Source organism: Promicromonospora sp. NPDC060204 (assembly GCF_042728455.1).
In the GTDB taxonomy this organism is placed as follows: domain Bacteria; phylum Actinomycetota; class Actinomycetes; order Actinomycetales; family Cellulomonadaceae; genus Promicromonospora.
This window is the reverse complement of sequence record NZ_JBHWZO010000146.1, coordinates 1-15,603: the sequence shown is the minus strand read 5'-3', so window position 1 is coordinate 15,603 and position 15,603 is coordinate 1. Positions and strand designations below refer to the sequence as shown.

The 15,603-nt window shown below is 72.1% G+C and carries 15 protein-coding genes; 9 read left to right on the top strand and 6 right to left on the bottom strand.

Annotated features, from left to right (window positions below; genetic code table 11):
• Positions 1-44 precede the first annotated feature (44 nt).
• Entirely contained in the window at positions 45-1,280 is a 1,236-nt protein-coding gene (locus ACFWEJ_RS18080; RefSeq protein ID WP_377230597.1) for an amidohydrolase, read from the bottom strand.
• 58 nt (positions 1,281-1,338) lie between these two features.
• Positions 1,339-1,635 (bottom strand): DUF4287 domain-containing protein, encoded by a 297-nt coding sequence (locus ACFWEJ_RS18075; RefSeq protein ID WP_377230596.1) that lies wholly within the window; start codon positions 1,633-1,635, stop codon positions 1,339-1,341.
• Positions 1,636-1,868: 233 nt separating this feature from the next.
• On the opposite strand from ACFWEJ_RS18075, the gene ACFWEJ_RS18070 reads away from it, so the two are divergent.
• Positions 1,869-3,941 carry an NAD(+) synthase gene (locus ACFWEJ_RS18070; RefSeq protein WP_377230595.1) on the top strand — a complete coding sequence of 691 codons (2,073 nt, stop codon included), beginning with the start codon at positions 1,869-1,871 and terminating at the stop codon, positions 3,939-3,941.
• 67 nt (positions 3,942-4,008) lie between these two features.
• Positions 4,009-4,737 carry a copper resistance protein CopC gene (locus ACFWEJ_RS18065; protein WP_377230594.1) on the top strand — a complete coding sequence of 243 codons (729 nt, stop codon included), beginning with the start codon at positions 4,009-4,011 and terminating at the stop codon, positions 4,735-4,737.
• Positions 4,738-4,754: 17 nt separating this feature from the next.
• On the opposite strand, the gene ACFWEJ_RS18060 is transcribed toward ACFWEJ_RS18065, so the two are convergent.
• A complete protein-coding gene (locus ACFWEJ_RS18060) occupies positions 4,755-6,104 on the bottom strand; it encodes an MFS transporter (RefSeq protein WP_377230593.1) in 1,350 nt (449 codons plus the stop codon).
• A 274-nt stretch (positions 6,105-6,378) separates the two neighbouring features.
• On the opposite strand from ACFWEJ_RS18060, the gene ACFWEJ_RS18055 reads away from it, so the two are divergent.
• Positions 6,379-6,660, top strand: a complete 282-nt coding sequence (locus ACFWEJ_RS18055) for an HU family DNA-binding protein (RefSeq protein ID WP_020015632.1) — start codon at positions 6,379-6,381, stop codon at positions 6,658-6,660.
• A 93-nt stretch (positions 6,661-6,753) separates the two neighbouring features.
• On the opposite strand, the gene ACFWEJ_RS18050 is transcribed toward ACFWEJ_RS18055, so the two are convergent.
• The 3 genes from ACFWEJ_RS18050 to ACFWEJ_RS18040 form a co-directional block, all read right to left on the bottom strand.
• Positions 6,754-9,318, bottom strand: coding sequence for a flippase-like domain-containing protein (locus ACFWEJ_RS18050; protein ID WP_377230592.1), 2,565 nt, complete (start codon positions 9,316-9,318; stop codon positions 6,754-6,756).
• 106 nt (positions 9,319-9,424) lie between these two features.
• Positions 9,425-10,222 (bottom strand): CPBP family intramembrane glutamic endopeptidase, encoded by a 798-nt coding sequence (locus tag ACFWEJ_RS18045; RefSeq protein WP_377230591.1) that lies wholly within the window; start codon positions 10,220-10,222, stop codon positions 9,425-9,427.
• A gap of 53 nt (positions 10,223-10,275) precedes the next feature.
• Positions 10,276-11,778, bottom strand: coding sequence for a S10 family peptidase (locus tag ACFWEJ_RS18040; RefSeq protein WP_377230590.1), 1,503 nt, complete (start codon positions 11,776-11,778; stop codon positions 10,276-10,278).
• A gap of 191 nt (positions 11,779-11,969) precedes the next feature.
• On the opposite strand from ACFWEJ_RS18040, the gene ACFWEJ_RS18035 reads away from it, so the two are divergent.
• The 6 genes from ACFWEJ_RS18035 (at position 11,970) to ACFWEJ_RS18010 (ending at position 15,534) form a co-directional block, all read left to right on the top strand.
• On the top strand, positions 11,970-12,197 hold the full coding sequence (locus tag ACFWEJ_RS18035) for a hypothetical protein (protein WP_377230589.1): 228 nt from the start codon (positions 11,970-11,972) through the stop codon (positions 12,195-12,197).
• Position 12,198: 1 nt separating this feature from the next.
• Positions 12,199-12,708, top strand: coding sequence for a hypothetical protein (locus tag ACFWEJ_RS18030; RefSeq protein ID WP_377230588.1), 510 nt, complete (start codon positions 12,199-12,201; stop codon positions 12,706-12,708).
• Between the two features lie 82 nt (positions 12,709-12,790).
• The gene (locus ACFWEJ_RS18025) at positions 12,791-13,531 is read left to right on the top strand and encodes a hypothetical protein (RefSeq protein WP_377230587.1); all 741 of its coding nucleotides are present in this window, start codon (positions 12,791-12,793) and stop codon (positions 13,529-13,531) included.
• Complete coding sequence (locus ACFWEJ_RS18020) at positions 13,524-13,826, top strand: transcriptional regulator (protein WP_377230586.1); 303 nt, start codon at positions 13,524-13,526, stop codon at positions 13,824-13,826. The genes ACFWEJ_RS18025 and ACFWEJ_RS18020 overlap by 8 nt, the downstream gene beginning before the upstream one ends.
• Positions 13,823-14,719 carry an ABC transporter ATP-binding protein gene (locus ACFWEJ_RS18015; RefSeq protein ID WP_377230585.1) on the top strand — a complete coding sequence of 299 codons (897 nt, stop codon included), beginning with the start codon at positions 13,823-13,825 and terminating at the stop codon, positions 14,717-14,719. The genes ACFWEJ_RS18020 and ACFWEJ_RS18015 overlap by 4 nt, the downstream gene beginning before the upstream one ends.
• On the top strand, positions 14,716-15,534 hold the full coding sequence (locus ACFWEJ_RS18010) for an ABC transporter permease (protein WP_377230584.1): 819 nt from the start codon (positions 14,716-14,718) through the stop codon (positions 15,532-15,534). Before ACFWEJ_RS18015 ends, ACFWEJ_RS18010 begins: the two co-directional genes overlap by 4 nt.
• Positions 15,535-15,603: the final 69 nt, after the last annotated feature.

The following is a 15,603-nucleotide window of genomic DNA, read 5'->3' as shown; positions in this document are numbered from 1 at the left end:
CTGCCGACCACCTGGCTTTCTACCGACCGCCCCCGTTCTGCCGATCAGGCGAAGCGGGCGGTGCGCTCCACCACGCGGCCGGCGCCGCGTCCGGCGTCGGCGGCCGGGTCCCAGCTGTAGACCTCGGTGCCGGTGATGAAGACGCGCTCGGCGCGCTGGTCGGTGTCGAGCGGGTCGCCCGACCAGAGCACGACGTCGCCGTCGAGCCCCTCTGCGATGGCCCCCACGCGGACGTCGAGCCCGAGGAACGACGCGGGGTTGGTGGTGATGGCGGCCAGCGCGGTCTCGCGGGGCAGCCCGTCGCGCGCGGCGAACGACGCCTGGTGCACCAGGAAGTTGATCGGGATGACGGGGTGGTCGGTCGTGATCGCGACGCGCACGCCGGCCGCGGCCATGGCGGCGATGTTGCGGTTCGCCCGGTGCCGCACCTCGACCTTGGACCGCGAGACGAACATCGGGCCGTAGATGACCGGGATGTCCTTCTCGGCGAGGACGTCGGCGATCAGGTGGCCCTCGGTGCCGTGGTTGATGACGAGCCGGTAGCCGAACTCCTCCGACAGGCGGATCGCCGTGGCGATGTCGTCGGCGCGGTGCGTGTGCTGGTCCCAGGCGAGCTCGCCGGCGAGCACGCGGGCCAGGGTCTCCTTGCCGAGGTCGCGCTCGAAGGGCTTGCCCTCCTCCGCCGCGGCGTCCCGCTTCGCGACGTAGTTCTGGGCGTCGACGAAGGCCTTGCGGATCACGTTCGCGACGCCGAGGCGGGTCGACGGGAGCTGCTTCTTGTCCCCGTACACGCGCTTCGGGTTCTCGCCGAGGGCGCTCTTGACCGACACCGAGTCGCTGATGACCTGCTCGTCGATCGTGCGACCGCCCCAGGTCTTGATCGCGACGGTCTGGCCGCCGATCGGGTTGCCCGAACCCGGCTTGATGACCGCCGTCGTCACGCCGCCCGCGAGGGCGTCGCGGAAGCCCTCCTCGTCGATCTGGACGGCGTCGATCGCCCGCAGCGCGGACCCGTTCGGGTCCGTCATCTCGTTGGTGTCGTTGCCGGCCCAGCCCTCGCCCTCCTCGTGGATGCCGATGTGGCCGTGCGCCTCGACGAAGCCGGGCAGGAGCCACCTGCCCTGGGCGTCGACGGTCTCGGTGCCCTCGGGCACGGCGACGTCGGTGCCGACGGCGGTGATCACGCCGTCCTCGATGAGAACCGTGCCGTTCTCGATGGGCTCGGCGGCGACGGGGACCACGTAGGCGTTGGTGATGGCGATGCTGGAGCGCGTTGTCATGGGTACATCATTACCCAAGGTAACGAGGGGCCCGGACCGGCGGGCTGCCGGCAGACCGTCAGCCCGCCACCGCTGGGTTGGTCGCCTTCCCGTCGAGCCACAGCGTGTCGGACGCGTCGCTGTGCGTCCCCGACGTACCCACGTGCTTGGCGCTGATCTTCGGTCCCTTGGTGATCACGTGGACCATCGCCATCCCGTGGCCCCGGCCCAGGCCGTAGTCCTCCTTGAGCCACTCCAGGATCGGGCCCGCCTTGGTGGACGCGTCGAACCCACGCTCCTCGGCGAGCTTGATGAGCTCGCGCGGGGTGTGCCCGGTCTTGTCCTCGACGGCGTCGAGGTAGGCCTGAAATGACATCGGGGTGGTCCTCTCGTGCGGGTGGCGGGGCCGTCGGCACCGCCTTCTACCAGCACAGACGGGCCGCGTCCGCGGAACTCATCGGGGGACGGCGACCCGGCACGAGCGAAGGTCATGCGACCCGGCAGGGTTACGGAGACGGAGCAGTGCTACCTCTCCGTAACCCTGCTGGGCGGGGACCAGTTTTCCCTGGGCCGGGCAGCCCCCGAGCGCCGATCCATAGACTCGACGTCGTGGACTTCTACAACGCGTACGCCCACGGGTTCGCCCGGGTCGCGGCCTGCACCATCCCTGTCGCCGTCGCCGACCCCGCGGCGAACGCCGCCGTCGTGCTCGACCAGGCGCGGCGGCTGCACGACGACGGCGTGGCCGTCGCGGTCTTCCCCGAGCTGTGCCTGAGCGGCTACGCCATCGACGACCTCCTCATGCAGGACACCCTCCTGGAGTCGGTCCTGGACGCTCTCGCCGACATCAAGGAGGCGAGCGTCGACCTCATGACGGTGCTCGTGGTCGGGGCGCCGCTCCTGGTCGGCAGCCGCCTGCTGAACACCGCCGTCGTCGTGCACCGGGGGCGGATCCTGGGCGTCGCGCCCAAGTCCTACCTGCCGAACTACCGCGAGTTCTACGAGAAGCGGCAGTTCGCCCCCGGCGACGAGCACCGCGGCACGCTGACCCTGCTCGGCGAGGAGGTCCCGCTCGGCTCCGACCTCATCTTCCGGGCCGACGACGTGCCCGGGCTCGCGATCCACGCCGAGGTCTGCGAGGACATGTGGGTGCCCGTGCCGCCCAGCGCGCTCGCGGCGCTCGCGGGCGCGAACGTGCTGCTCAACCTGTCCGCCAGCCCGATCACCGTGGCCCGGGCGGAGGACCGCCGCCTGATCGTGCGCAGCGCGAGCTACCGCTGCAACGCCGCCTACGTCTACACGGCGGCGGGCCAGGGCGAGTCCAGCACCGACCTCTCCTGGGACGGCCAGACCATGGTCTACGAGGCCGGCGACCTGCTCGGCGAGACCGAGCGCTTCCCGGACGGGCCGCGCGCCACCGTGGTCGACGTCGACCTCGACCGCCTGCGGCAGGAGCGACTCCGGCAGGGCACCTTCGACGACAACCGGCGCGGCCTCGGGATGGCCACGCCGGGTTCGGCCGGCGACGGCGGCGACTTCCGCGAGGTCACGTTCAGCGTGCACCCGCCGCAGGGCGACATCGGCCTGCGCCGCAAGGTGGACCGCTTCCCCTTCGTGCCGGACGACGCCGAGCGCCTCGCCCTGGACTGCTTCGAGGCGTACAACATCCAGGTCACCGGGCTGGAGCAGCGCCTGCGCGCCATCGGGCAGCCCAAGGCCGTGATCGGCATCAGCGGCGGCCTGGACTCCACGCACGCGCTGATCGTCGCGGCCAAGGCGATGGACCGGCTGGGCCGGCCGCGCACCGACATCCACGCGTTCACCATGCCGGGCTTCGCGACGACGTCGGAGACCAAGGACCGCGCGGTTCGGCTCGCCGAGGCCCTGGGCGTGACGTTCCAGGAGCTCGACATCAGGCCGGCCGCCGAGCAGATGCTGCGCGACCTCGACCACCCGTACTCCGACGGCACCAAGCAGTACGACGTCACGTTCGAGAACGTCCAGGCCGGGCTGCGCTACGACTACCTCTTCCGGCTCGCGAACCACCGCGGCGGGATCGTGGTCGGCACGGGCGACCTCTCCGAGCTGGCCCTCGGCTGGTGCACCTACGGCGTGGGCGACCAGATGTCCCACTACGCGGTCAACGCGGGCGTGCCCAAGACGCTCATCCAGCACCTCATCCGCTGGACCATCGACAGCGGGCAGTTCTCGGCGGAGGCGGGCAGCCCCGTGAACACGGTCCTGTCGGAGATCCTCGACCAGGAGATCACGCCCGAGCTGATCCCCACCGAGGAGGGCGAGACGCCGCAGTCCACGGAGGCGACGATCGGTCCGTACGCGCTCCAGGACTTCACGCTGTTCCACGTGCTGCGGCGCGGCTACCGCCCGTCCAAGATCGCGTTCCTCGCCTGGCACGCGTGGAGCGACGCGGACGCCGGCGAGTGGCCGCCCGGCTTCCCCGACCAGCGGCGCACCGCCTACGACCTCGCGACGATCCGGGGCTGGCTCGAGGTGTTCGTGCGTCGGTTCTTCGCGTCGCAGTTCAAGCGGTCGGCGCTGCCGAACGGCCCGAAGGTCTCGCCGGGCGGCACGATGTCGCCCCGCGGCGACTGGCGGATGCCGTCGGACGCGTCGTCGGCGGCGTGGCTCGCGGAGCTCGCGAAGAAGGTCCCGGAGGCGTGACCGACGCCCCTCGTGAGGCCTGACACAAGCCCCGTCCGGCGTGTTCCACGAGGAGTAGGGTTCCGACATGCCTGCTGTCCCCGTTGCCCTGGCCCGGCCCGATAGCCGTCGCCTCGTCCGCCTGATCACCGTGTTCGCAGCGGTCCTGACCTTCGTCGCGCTGCTGCTGGTGGCCGGCCCGGCGAGCGCCCACGACCAGCTCCTGTCCTCCGACCCGAAGGACGGCGCCACGCTCGACGAGCAGCCGGCGAGCATCGCGCTCACGTTCAGCTCCGCCCCGATGGACACGGGCATCGAGGTGGCGCTGGTCGGCCCGGACGGCAGCACGATCAAGGGCGACGACATCACGGTCGACGACGCGGTCGTGACGGCGCAGCTCCCGGCGGACCTGCCCGCGGGCGCGTACGACGTCGCGTGGCACGTGGTCTCCTCCGACGGCCACCCGATCGACGGCGAGCTCAGCTACACCGTGCAGGGCGAGCCGGAGCCGACCGCGGAGCCCACGGCGAGCGACGAGCCCGAGATGTCCACGCAGGAGGCTGCCCCCGCCGACGAGACGGCCGCGACCGGCGAGGCGAGCACGCCCACGGAGCTCGCGGGCGCCGGGGACGGCTCGGGCCCCAGCGGGCTCGCCGTGGCCGGCGGGATCCTCGCCGCGGTGCTGGTCGTGCTGGGCGTCGTGGTGATGATGCGCCGCAAGATCCTCGAGAACGACCGGCTGCGCCAGTCGGGTGAGCCCGGGTCCGAGGACCCGGACGCCGAGAAGCCCAACGAGAACCCCGACACGAAGGGCTGACCCCACCTGTCAGACCGTCAGGTCGCCCGGGTGACCTGAGCGTCTGACACGGGGCGGGACGAGCGGACCGCCAGGATCACCGTCACCACGGCGGGCGCCAGCAGGACGGCGCCCGCCGTGTTCACCGCCTCGAACCCGCCCCAGGCGAGCAGCGGCCCGGCGAGCGCGGCCGAGGCGGCGCCGAAGTAGTTCATCAGCGCGTCGGTCGCGCCCTGCAGGGGCAGCTTGACGTGCGGCTCCGCGACGGACGCCAGCACCGCCGACGAGGCGATGAGGCACGCCGACCAGCCGAGCCCGAGCAGCACCAGCGCGACCGCCGTGAGCACCTCGGCGTCGAGGGCCGGGGCGGCGGCGCCGTGCCCTGCGTGGGCACCGGCGTCGGGCGCCACGTCCGGGGCCAGGGCCGCGGCCGTGAACCCGAGGGCCACGGCGGCCGCCTGCAGCCCGATGCCGCCGACGGCGACGCGGAGCGGGCCGAAGCGGTCGGCCAGCCAGCCGAACACGGGGCTGAACGCGAACATCCCCAGCACGTGCAGGCTGATGACGATGCCGACGAGCTGGAGCGACATCCCGCCGTGCTGCATGTGCACCGGCGTCATCACCATCACCATGATCATCACGCCGTGCGCCACGGCCGTGGTCACCACGGCGAACCGGGCCCGCGGACGGGCCCAGGCCCACCGCAGCGCCGCGAGGGCTCCGGTCCGCCGCGGTTCGGCGCGCTTGTCCCCGTGCCCCTGCCCGACGGCGCCCGCGGGCACCACCCGCCCCGACACGCCGCCGGCCGGGTCCCGGTACAGGCTCAGGAGCAGCAGCCCGGCCAGCAGGTACGCGATCACGGAGAACAGGTAGGGCCCGCCGAGGTCGGGCACGCCGAACCCGCTGCCGACGACGGCGCCGGGCGCCGCGAGGTTGGGCCCGACCACGGAGCCGACGGTCGTGGCCCACAGGACGACCGACATGGTGCGGGCGCGGGTGGTGGACCCGACGTTGTCGGCGGCGGCGTAGCGGGACTGGAGGTTGGTCGCGTTCGCGACGCCGTAGAGCATCAGGCCGACCAGGAGCACGACGAGCTGGCCCAGCACGGCCGCCGTCACGATGAGCAGCGCGCCGACCGTGGACAGGGCGTAGCCGAGCGACAGGGCCCACCGGCGTCCGCGGAGCTGGGCGAGCGTCGCCAGCGGGATCGAGGCGACCGCCGCGGCGAGCACGCTGACGGCCTGGGCGAGACCCGCCACGGAGGTACCGCCCAGACTCTCCGCGAGCAGGGCGCCGACGGCGGCGCCGGAGGCGACCCCGACCCCGGCCAGGAGGTTGCTGAACACCAGGACGACGAGGTTTCGGCGAGCGTGCGGCGGATTCTCCACGATTTCCTCTCATTGGCCCGGATGTACCGGAACGGTAGACCGTCCTGGGTTGCGGAAGTCATCGGATAGTGCGGGCTGACACGGCCACGGGAGCCGTCTCACCGTCGTCGTCCACAGGTTCGTACACAGGTTCGTGTCCTCTGTGAGCAGAAAGTTACGCACGACTCGCCGTGGAAAGGCCTGTTCTCCGCGAATTCCTGCCGATCTGCTGGCAGTATGGGGCCTCGTCGTCGGGCGGGTACCGCCGCACGACGTGACCGAAGAAGGGAAACGCATGTCGCTCAACAAGTCCGAGCTCGTCTCGGCCATCGCCAGCAAGGCCGAGATCAACAAGACCGAGGCCGAGGCCGCGCTCAACGCCTTCCAGGAGGTGCTGATCGAGTCGCTCGCCAAGGGTGAGGCCGTCAAGGTGACCGGCTTCCTCTCGGCCGAGCGCGTCGAGCGTGCCGCCCGCACGGGTCGCAACCCGCGCACCGGCGAGGAGATCTCGATCCCGGCGAACTTCGGTGTCAAGATCAGCGCCGGCTCGCTGCTGAAGAAGGCTGTCGCCAAGTGACGCTTCGCCGCTGAGCTTTTCAGCGACGCGAAGGCCCGGCTCCCCCTGGGGGCCGGGCCTTCGCATGTCCGGGGCCGTGCGGCCCTCAACGGCTCAGAGGTCGCCCTTGCGCTCCAGGTACCGCATCGCGACCCAGCCGATCGGGATCCGGCCCCAGTAGGTGCACAGGCGGTACAGGATCGTCGCGGAGAACGCGATGGTGGCCGGCACCCCCGCGGCCGACAGGCCGGCCGTCAGGGCGCCCTCGACGCCGCCCAGGCCGCCGGGCGTGGGGATGAGCGCGCCCAGGGCGTTGCCGACCAGGTTGACGAGGGCGATGTCGACCAGCGAGAGGGACTCGCCGAAGGCCGCGAGGCAGCACCACAGGGCCACGATGTAGCCGAGCGTCATGATCAGGTTCCCGGCCACGCCCAGCGCCAGGCGGCCCGGGTGGCTCAGCATCTGTGCGAGCCGCGGCCACACCTGGCGCAGCCGCGGCCCGATGAAGCCCATGCCCCAGCGCCGCACCGGCGGCACCAGCAGCGTCGCGACGACGGCGACGGCCACGCCCGCCAGCGTGATCAGCACGGCCGGCGACGGCAGCTCCACGAGCGCCCCCGACCCCGTGAAGACCGACAGCGCCACGAGCAGCAGCACCGTGACCACGAACTGCGACACCTGCACGAGCGCCACGGTGGCGACGGCCATGGACATCGAGACGCCGCGCTGGGTCAGGAGCCGCAGGTTCAGCGCGGCCGGGCCGATCCCCGCGGGGGCGGCCAGGGCCACGAACGAGCCGGCGGCGGCCGTGAGCGTGGCGCGCCCGATCGGCACGCGCGCCGGGGAGAACGCGACCAGGGTCAGGCCCGCGCCGAACCAGGTGATGAGCGCCAGCACGAACGCGACCGCGACCCACCACGGGTTGGCCTCCCGCACGGCCGAGGCGATCTCGTCGAAGTTGATGGTCGTGACGATCACGGCCACGGCGACGATCGCCACGGTCGTGGTCAGCACGGTGCGCGCGCTGAACCGGGAGATGCGCTGCGGTTGCACGCTGGCCTCGGGCAGGCGCTCCACCAGCGCGTTCCGCAGCTCGCCCATGAGCCCCTTCGCCTTGCGCACCTCCTCGCGGGTGGTCCGGGGCAGCGCGATCGTCTGGATCAGGGGCCCGATGGCGGCGATGTCGGCGTCGGGCAGGGCGCGCACCGCGGAGGCGACGGCGCGGCGCGGGCCCACGCGCAGCCCGATGAGCGCGAGCATCTGCACCAGGTCGAGGCGCCGGGAGAGCGGCGACGACGCGATGTCGCCCTGCTCCCAGCCGGTGATCCACACGTGCGCCCGGCCGTCGGCGTCGCGGTGCGTGAGCAGCACGTCCTGCGTGAGCGCGCGGTGCGTGAGGCCCACGGCGTGCGCGCGGCCGAGCTGGTCCCAGGCCTCCGCGAGCACGTCCTCGTGCAGCTCGTCGTCGGGCACGTCGCGGAGCGAGACGGCGTCCGAGGCGTGCTCCAGGACGAGCGCGATCGAGTCGCCGTACTCGCCGAGGCCGAGGAGCCGCGGCGTGCGGACGCCGGCGGCGCTCGCCGCATACGACAGCAGGGCCGTGCGCTCGGCCACGGCCTTGAGCGAGATCGCGGCCCGGCCCTCGATGCCGCGCAGGCGCAGGGCCCGCCACAGCCGCGTGATGAGGCCCACCACCTGGCGGTCGCCGTCGAGCACCACGACGTCGCGGCGTACGCCGTCGTCGCTGTAGAGGGCGTACACCCGGTTGTCGCCGGCGCGGCCCAGCGCCAGCGCGGCCGGGTCGTCCGGCGGGCCGTGCTCGACGGCCAGCGCCGACGCGACGGGGTGCCCGGCGTCGTGCACGGCGTCCTGACCGGGGGCACGCTCGGAGACGGCGTGCACCCGCGCCAGCGACGTCGGCGCGAACCCGGCGCGGCGCACGGCGGCGACCAGGTCGGGGCCGTAGGCGCGCTCGCTGCGGATGCCGGACACGTACTGGACGGTCGAGCCCGCCAGCCGGCCCAGCAGCAGCGCGACGAGGGTGCCCGGCAGCGAGACCTGCCCCGTGATCAGCACGATGAGCAGGGCGAGGAACATCAGGTTCCACGAGATGCGCACGGTGCGCCGCCGGGTCGCGGGCCCGGCGACGGTGAGCATCGCCGTCAGCGCGACCGCGAACTCCGGGATGGTCAGCACGTAGCCCGTGCCGCGCTCCCAGACCGACATGCCGCGCACCAGCTCGTCCGAACCCAGGTGGCGCACCAGGACGGACGTGAGCACGCCGATCAGCAGCCCGAGCACCCCGGCGACGATGGACTCGACGATCTGCCGGCCCAGCCGGCGGACGCCCAGCTCGATCATCACGGCGACCGGGGCGAACAGGATGACCAGGCCCTGCAGGACGGCGACGGGCACGAACAGGATCGTGGCCAGCAGGTCGTTGAAGCTCCGGACGTCCTCCGTGACGCCCGCGGTGGTGCCGTGCGCCACGACCGACAGGAACATGACGCCCGCGGTGCCGAGGGCGCACGCGATCATCCAGACGAGCGCGCGCGGGTGACGCACCCGCTCCTCCGGGGTGTCGACGACACGGACGAGGCCGCTCTCGAAGGGCACTGCCTCCGGTACGTCGGACACCTCGGCACCAGCGTCAGCCCGGCCGGTGCGCGAGTTGGACATGCTCGCGATTCTAGAGCCGTTGAGGCCCGCTTGACCGGGAAGCAGGTGTGACGCCCGGAATATCCGGGTCAGGTCGACGGCGCCCCCGGCGTCCGTCCAGGCATCCTCACCGGATCCCGAGGGCTTCGCGCCACTCGGCCGGGACGAGGGCGTAGCCCACGAACGCCACGATGTCGAGCAGCGTGTGCGCGATCACGAGCGGGAGGATCCGGTGCCGGCCGCCGGGCTGGAACCTGGGCGAGGTGTAGAACCACGAGAACACGACGCCCATCACGACGTTCCCGATGAACGGTCCGATGCCCTGGTACAGGTGGTACGAGCCGCGCAGCAGCGAGCTCGCCACGATGAACTTCACACGGTTCCAGCCGAGGTCCCGCGTGCGCTCGTACAGGTAGCCGACGGCGATGACCTCCTCCAGCAGGCCGTTCTGGAACGCGCTGAGCACCAGCACCGGTACGGTCCACCAGTACGCGTCCAGGGCGCTGGCCTGCACCTCCACGGTGATGCCGACGGCCCGCCCGAGGGCGTAGAACGCGAGGCCTGGGATGCCGATGGCGGCTGCCAGGGCGAAGCCCCACCCCGCGTCGCGGACCGGGCGCGTCCCGTCCAGGCCGAGGCTGCGCGTCGCGCTGCGGCCGTTCGCGCTGAGCAGGTACAGCGCCAGGGCCACCGGCACCAGGGCGAACCCGATGCTCAGGAGCTGGTAGACGAGGTCGAGGTAGGGGCGCTCCGACTGGCTCGCGTTGAGCGTCGCGGTCTGCTCGGCGAGCGGCGTCTCTGCCGTCAGCCGGGCCACGATGTTGACCAGCGCGTACACGCCGGACTGGCCCAGGCTGAGCCCGAGCACGATCCACACCTCCGCGGCGATGCGGCGGCGGGAGACAGGCAGGTCGGTCGTGGTCACGTCCGGAACCTACCCCGCGTGGCCGGCAGTTCGTCGGCCGGCCACGCGGTGGTTCAGCGGTTCGAGGCCCGCCGCACGAAGTCCGCGAGGTCGGCCGACTGCGCGACCCGCGACTCGGGATGGATGTACATCATGTGGCCCGCCGGGTACACCCGGGTCTCGATGCGCTCGCGGTAGGACGCCGGGACCGCCATCTGGTCGAGGCTGTACTCGATGGCCTCGACCGGCACCCCGCCGTCGTACCGCCCCATGGCGATGTGCACCTGGAGGTGCGGGTTGAGGATCATCGCGGTGGCGAGCTTGTTGGCGACGTCGACGGCCTTGCCCTCGAACTCCTTGTACGACCAGGGGTGCACGTGCCGGGACAGCACCTCGTAGATCGCGTCGTGCTCGTACCCGAGCTCGCCGCGCAGGTAGTGGTGCAGCGCCGCCGTGTACGGGCCCGACGTCGCGGTCAGGAACGGGTCGTACGGCATCTGCTCGTGGATGTAGTGGTCCGCCGGGCCCGTGAACCGGGTGTCGAGGCGCCCGGTGACCAGGCGCCGCGCCCGCAGCAGCTCCGCGTAGACCCGGGTGTGCTCCAGGCGCAGGTTGGCGCGGTCCACGTAGTCCTCGCTCAGCCCCGTCAGGGACGCGATCTTGGCGACGGCGGCCGCGCGCTCGTCGTCGGGCACGCGCGCCCCGCGGGCCAGGACGGAGGCGTAGGCCTCGGCCCAGTCCCGGGCCTCGGCCACGACGTCGTCCAGCGCCCGGTCGCCGAGGAGGCCGTGGTAGTGCGCCGTCGCGGCGTAGACCGGCAGGAACAGCGGGTGCGGCAGGTTGGAGTGCTCGCCGTCGAACAGCGCCTCCATGTTCAGGGCCGGGGCCACGAGCATGACGCCGTTCAGGAACATGCCGAAGCGCTGCTGCAGGTACTCGGCCAGCGCCGCGCCGCGCGTGCCACCGTAGGACTCGCCGATGAGGAACTTGGGGCTCATCCACCGGTCGTTCCGGCTCGTCCACAGGCGGATGATCTCGCCGACGGACTCCAGGTCGCCCGTGAAGCCGTGGAACGGCTTGGCCTGCTCGCCCTCGGTGGCCCGCGAGAAGCCCGTGGAGACGGGGTCGATGAACACCAGGTCGGAGACGCGCAGCAGGGTCTCCGGGTTGTCGATCAGCCCGTACGGCGGCGCGGTCAGGTTGCCGACGTCGCCCGAGTCGACCCGGCGCGGGCCCAGCACGCCCAGGTGGAGCCACACGGAGGACGACCCGGGGCCGCCGTTGAACGCGAAGGTCACCGGCCGCCGCGTCACGTCGGCGTCGTCCAGCGTGTAGTACGTGATCGAGACCTCGGCCTTGGGCTTGCGGCCGTCGTACTTGTCCTCCTTGACCGCCTCCTGGCGCAGCACGATCCGGCCGGTCGTGGCGGAGTAGGCCAGGTCGCCGTCCGGGGTGTGCAGGGTGTGGCGCGTGGTGACGAGGTCGTCGGCGGGTTCGGGCTTCTTCGGCGGGGCTCCCTCCGGCGACGGTTTTGTCGCCTCGGGCTGGTCGGCGCTGGTGCTCTTGTCGTCGGTCACCCCGGGAACCTATCGCGGGGCCCTGCGGACCGTGTCTGCGCGTGTCGCTGTTGCGTATATGCAACAAAAGCCTACTAGAGATGCGATTGGGCGCTAAAGCGGGCAGCATGCGGTGAATCGCACGCCGCGGCTGAACCTTCGAGATCCCAGCCTGTTGGCGAAATCCAACACGAGAGATAGGCTGCGACTGCATGGTCAGTGCTGGGCGGCACCCGAAGAATGCGATCAACGCGGTGATCTGCGACCTGCCGCAGGGCATCGAGGTGGTGCCGATCCACAAGGGGCATCGCTGGGGAATGCTGGAGTGCGGGGTGTGTGACGCGACCGAGGCGATCTGGTCGACCCCACGAGACGCCGACAACCACGCACGTCGGCTGCTCAGGTTCGTGACGCGGCACGTGCACGACGAGGAGGGCTGAGATGCCGGTTTACGAGTTCACCATGGTCCTCGACCGAGATCTGTCGGACGCCGACTATGACCGGCTCTTCGAGGCAGGCCTTGACGACAGCACTCCAGGTTCCGAGGGCGGCCGTGGGTATGTGGCGGTGACGCGAGAGGCGCCCCGGCTGCTGGATGCGATCGTGTCCGCGGTGCGCGACGTCGTCCGGGCCGGACTGCGTCCCGTGGCGATCCGGGACGAGGATCTGGTCACGCTCGGCCAGATCGCCGAGCGCTCCGGGCGAACTCACGAGTCCGTCCGGCTCCTCGCGGCCGGGCGTCGCGGGCCGGGGAGCTTCCCTGCCGCCGTCGGCTCGGGCAAGACGTCTCTGTACTCGTGGGTCGAGGTGTCGGACTGGTTCGCCGAGGCGCTCGGGGTCGTCGTCCAGCCGCACGACGTGGACGCGCGCCTGCTCGCCGCCGCCTCGCACATCCTCCGTGCGCGTGCGCTCGCGCCGACCGAGGACCTCGCGCTGCTCGCCTCCGCCTGATCAACGGAGAAAACCACTTGTGCCTCGGAGTGGCGATGCGGCAAACTGGTTTGCAGTACAAACCAGTTTGAGAGGCGAGGCGATGACCATGGCTACCGACCCGACGTCGGGCAACCCCGCGGAACCGGCGCAGCCCGGCGACCCCGCGGGCCTCGACCCCGCCGAGACCCTGCGCCTGATCCAGCAGCAGCAAGAGGCGGCGCGCGACGCCACCGAGCCCGACGGTCGCCTGCTGTTCGGCGCGTGGGGCCTGGCGTGGCTGATCGGGTACCTGGCCCTGTGGACGACGGCGCGGGAGACCGGCTCGCCGGAGCCGTGGGCCGGCTGGGTGCTCGCCGGCTGCATCGTCGGCGCGACGACCTTCACGATCGTGCACAGCGTGACCCGGACCGCCGGGCTGCGCGGCGACAGCGCCCGGATCGGCGCGCTGTACGGCTGGACCTGGTTCCTCGCCTTCACGGCGCTCGGCGTCATGCTGGGCGCGATGGGGGCCGCGGGGGCGTCGCCCCAGGTCATGGCCATCGCCGCGAACGGCTTCGCGTGCGTGATCGTCGGCCTCATGTACATCGCGGGCGGGCTGCTCTTCGAGGAGATCCGCATGGCCGCCGTCGGCGGCTGGATGCTCGTTGCCGCGGTGCTCGCGGCCTTCGCGGGGATGCCGAACACCTACCTGGTGATGGCCGTGGCGGGCGGCGGCGGCTTCCTGGCCATGGCGGTGATCGAGCAGGTCTTCCGCGCCCGCCGCCGATCACCCGGGTCACCCGGGTCACCCGGGTCACCCGGGTCGCTCGGCAGGGCGGAGGGCGGTGGGCAGCGTGCCTGAGGACCTCGACCCGGTCATCCACGCCCCCGCCCGCCTGCGGGTCGTGGCGTCCCTCGCCGCCCTGGGGCGCGGCGACGAGGTCGCCTTCCCCAAGCTGCGCAAGCTGCTCGACATGACCGCTGGAAACCTGTCGACCCACCTGCGCAAGCTGGAGGACGCCGGGTACGTGCGGGTCACCAAGACCCACGAGGGCCGGACACCTGCGACGTACCTGGCCCTCACCGACACCGGCCGCACCGCGTTCGCGGACTACCAGGCGGCACTGATGGACCTTCTGAAGGGAGCACAGCGATGAGTGCGGTAGAGGTCAGCGGGGTGACGCGGCGCTTCGGCACCGTCGTCGCCCTCGACGACGTCTCGCTGGAGGTGGGGCACGGCGAGCTGGTCGGTCTGCTCGGCCCCAACGGCGCCGGCAAGTCCACGCTGCTGTCGCTGGTCAGCGGCCAGCGGCGGCCCGACGCCGGGGTGGTGCGCCTGAACGGCCACGACCCGCGGGACCCCCGGTCGCGGACCGTGCTGGGCCTGACCCCGCAGGAGACCGGCCTGCCCGCGACGCTGCGGGTGCGCGAGGTCGTCGACTTCGTGGGCGGCCACTACCCCGAGCCGGTGCCCACGGGCGAGCTGCTGGAGCAGTTCGGGCTGGCGGACCTGGGCAAGCGGCAGACCGGGTCCCTGTCCGGCGGGCAGAAGCGGCGGCTGGCCGTCGCGCTGTCGCTGGTCGGCAGGCCGCGCGTCGTGCTGCTCGACGAGCCCACCACCGGGCTCGACGTGTCCGGCCGCGGCGCGCTCTGGGACGCGATCCGGGAGTACCACGCGGGCGGCGGCACCGTGCTGCTCACCTCGCACTACCTGGAGGAGGTGCAGGCGCTCGCCGAGCGGGTCGTCGTCATCGACCGCGGGACCGTGCTCGCCGACGACTCGCTCGAGACGATCCTCGGCCGGGTGGGCGCGCGCCGCGTCCAGTTCACGGACGCCGCGGGCACGCGGCAGGAGCACCTCGTGGCGGACTCCGACGAGTTCGTGCGCGACCTGGTCCGCGCGGGCACGGAGTTCCGCGACCTGGAGATCCGGGGCGCCTCCCTGGAGGAGGCGTTCGGCCAGCTCGTCGACGGCACGACCGAGGCAGACGTCACGAACGAGGTCGACGCCACCAACGTCGACGCCACGAACGAAGGAGCGGTGCGATGAGCGCCACCACGAGCACGACCGGGTCCGGGGCCCCGGGCCTCGACGCCCCTGCCGGGAAGACCAGATCGATCTGGGTGCTGTCCTGGCTGCACCTCAAGTACCAGTTCCTGGAGACCGTCCGGGTCCCCATCGCGGTGCTCGGGAACGTGCTGTTCCCGTCGCTGGCGATGTTCTTCTTCGTGGTGCCGCAGGAGTCGGTCGGGGGCAACCCTCTCTACGCCACGATCGCGGTCGCCGGACTCGGCCTGTTCGCCATCTGTTCCGCCAGCCTCTTCACCTACGGCCTGGGTGTGGCCGAGGACCGGCAGCTGCCCTTCTACCCGTACCTGCGGTCGCTGCCCGCCGGACCGGGGCCGCAGATGGCGGCGCGCGTGCTGAACGGCGGCATCTTCTCGCTGTTCGGCCTGGTGCCGCTGATCCTCATCGGCTGGCTGTTCACCGCGGCGACCCTGACCGTCGGCCAGCTCTTCGCGGGCATCGGCACCATCCTCGCGGTCTCCGTGCCGTTCGTGCTCCTCGGCATGGCCATCGGCTACAAGCTGTCGGCCAAGGCGGCGCTGCCGGTGGTGCAGGTCATCCTGTTCCCGCTCGCCTTCGCGGGCGGCCTGTTCCTGCCGCCCCAGGCGTTCCCCGCCTGGCTGGACGCCATCTCGAAGGCCACGCCCACCCGGGCCGGCCGTGACCTGCTGGTCCAGGCCACCACCGGCATGGACGCCTACGCGCTGGCGCTCCCGGTCCTGGCCGGGTGGACCCTGCTGTTCGCGGTGCTGGCGATCCTCGCCTACCGGAGCGACGAGGGCCGCCGCTTCCGCTGACCCGCCCCGTTGAGTGCTGGGTATTTGCGGCTTTCCAGCCTTGGAAGCCGCAAATACCCGTTACGTCCG

Coding starts and splice junctions, on each gene's coding strand:
- ACFWEJ_RS18080 (WP_377230597.1), bottom strand. CDS start 1,280: ATGACAACGCGCTCCAGCATCGCCATCACCAACGCCTACGTGGTCCCC.
- ACFWEJ_RS18075 (WP_377230596.1), bottom strand. CDS start 1,635: ATGTCATTTCAGGCCTACCTCGACGCCGTCGAGGACAAGACCGGGCAC.
- ACFWEJ_RS18065 (WP_377230594.1), top strand. CDS start 4,009: ATGCCTGCTGTCCCCGTTGCCCTGGCCCGGCCCGATAGCCGTCGCCTC.
- ACFWEJ_RS18055 (WP_020015632.1), top strand. CDS start 6,379: ATGTCGCTCAACAAGTCCGAGCTCGTCTCGGCCATCGCCAGCAAGGCC.
- ACFWEJ_RS18050 (WP_377230592.1), bottom strand. CDS start 9,318: ATGTCCAACTCGCGCACCGGCCGGGCTGACGCTGGTGCCGAGGTGTCC.
- ACFWEJ_RS18035 (WP_377230589.1), top strand. CDS start 11,970: ATGGTCAGTGCTGGGCGGCACCCGAAGAATGCGATCAACGCGGTGATC.
- ACFWEJ_RS18030 (WP_377230588.1), top strand. CDS start 12,199: ATGCCGGTTTACGAGTTCACCATGGTCCTCGACCGAGATCTGTCGGAC.
- ACFWEJ_RS18025 (WP_377230587.1), top strand. CDS start 12,791: ATGACCATGGCTACCGACCCGACGTCGGGCAACCCCGCGGAACCGGCG.
- ACFWEJ_RS18015 (WP_377230585.1), top strand. CDS start 13,823: ATGAGTGCGGTAGAGGTCAGCGGGGTGACGCGGCGCTTCGGCACCGTC.
- ACFWEJ_RS18010 (WP_377230584.1), top strand. CDS start 14,716: ATGAGCGCCACCACGAGCACGACCGGGTCCGGGGCCCCGGGCCTCGAC.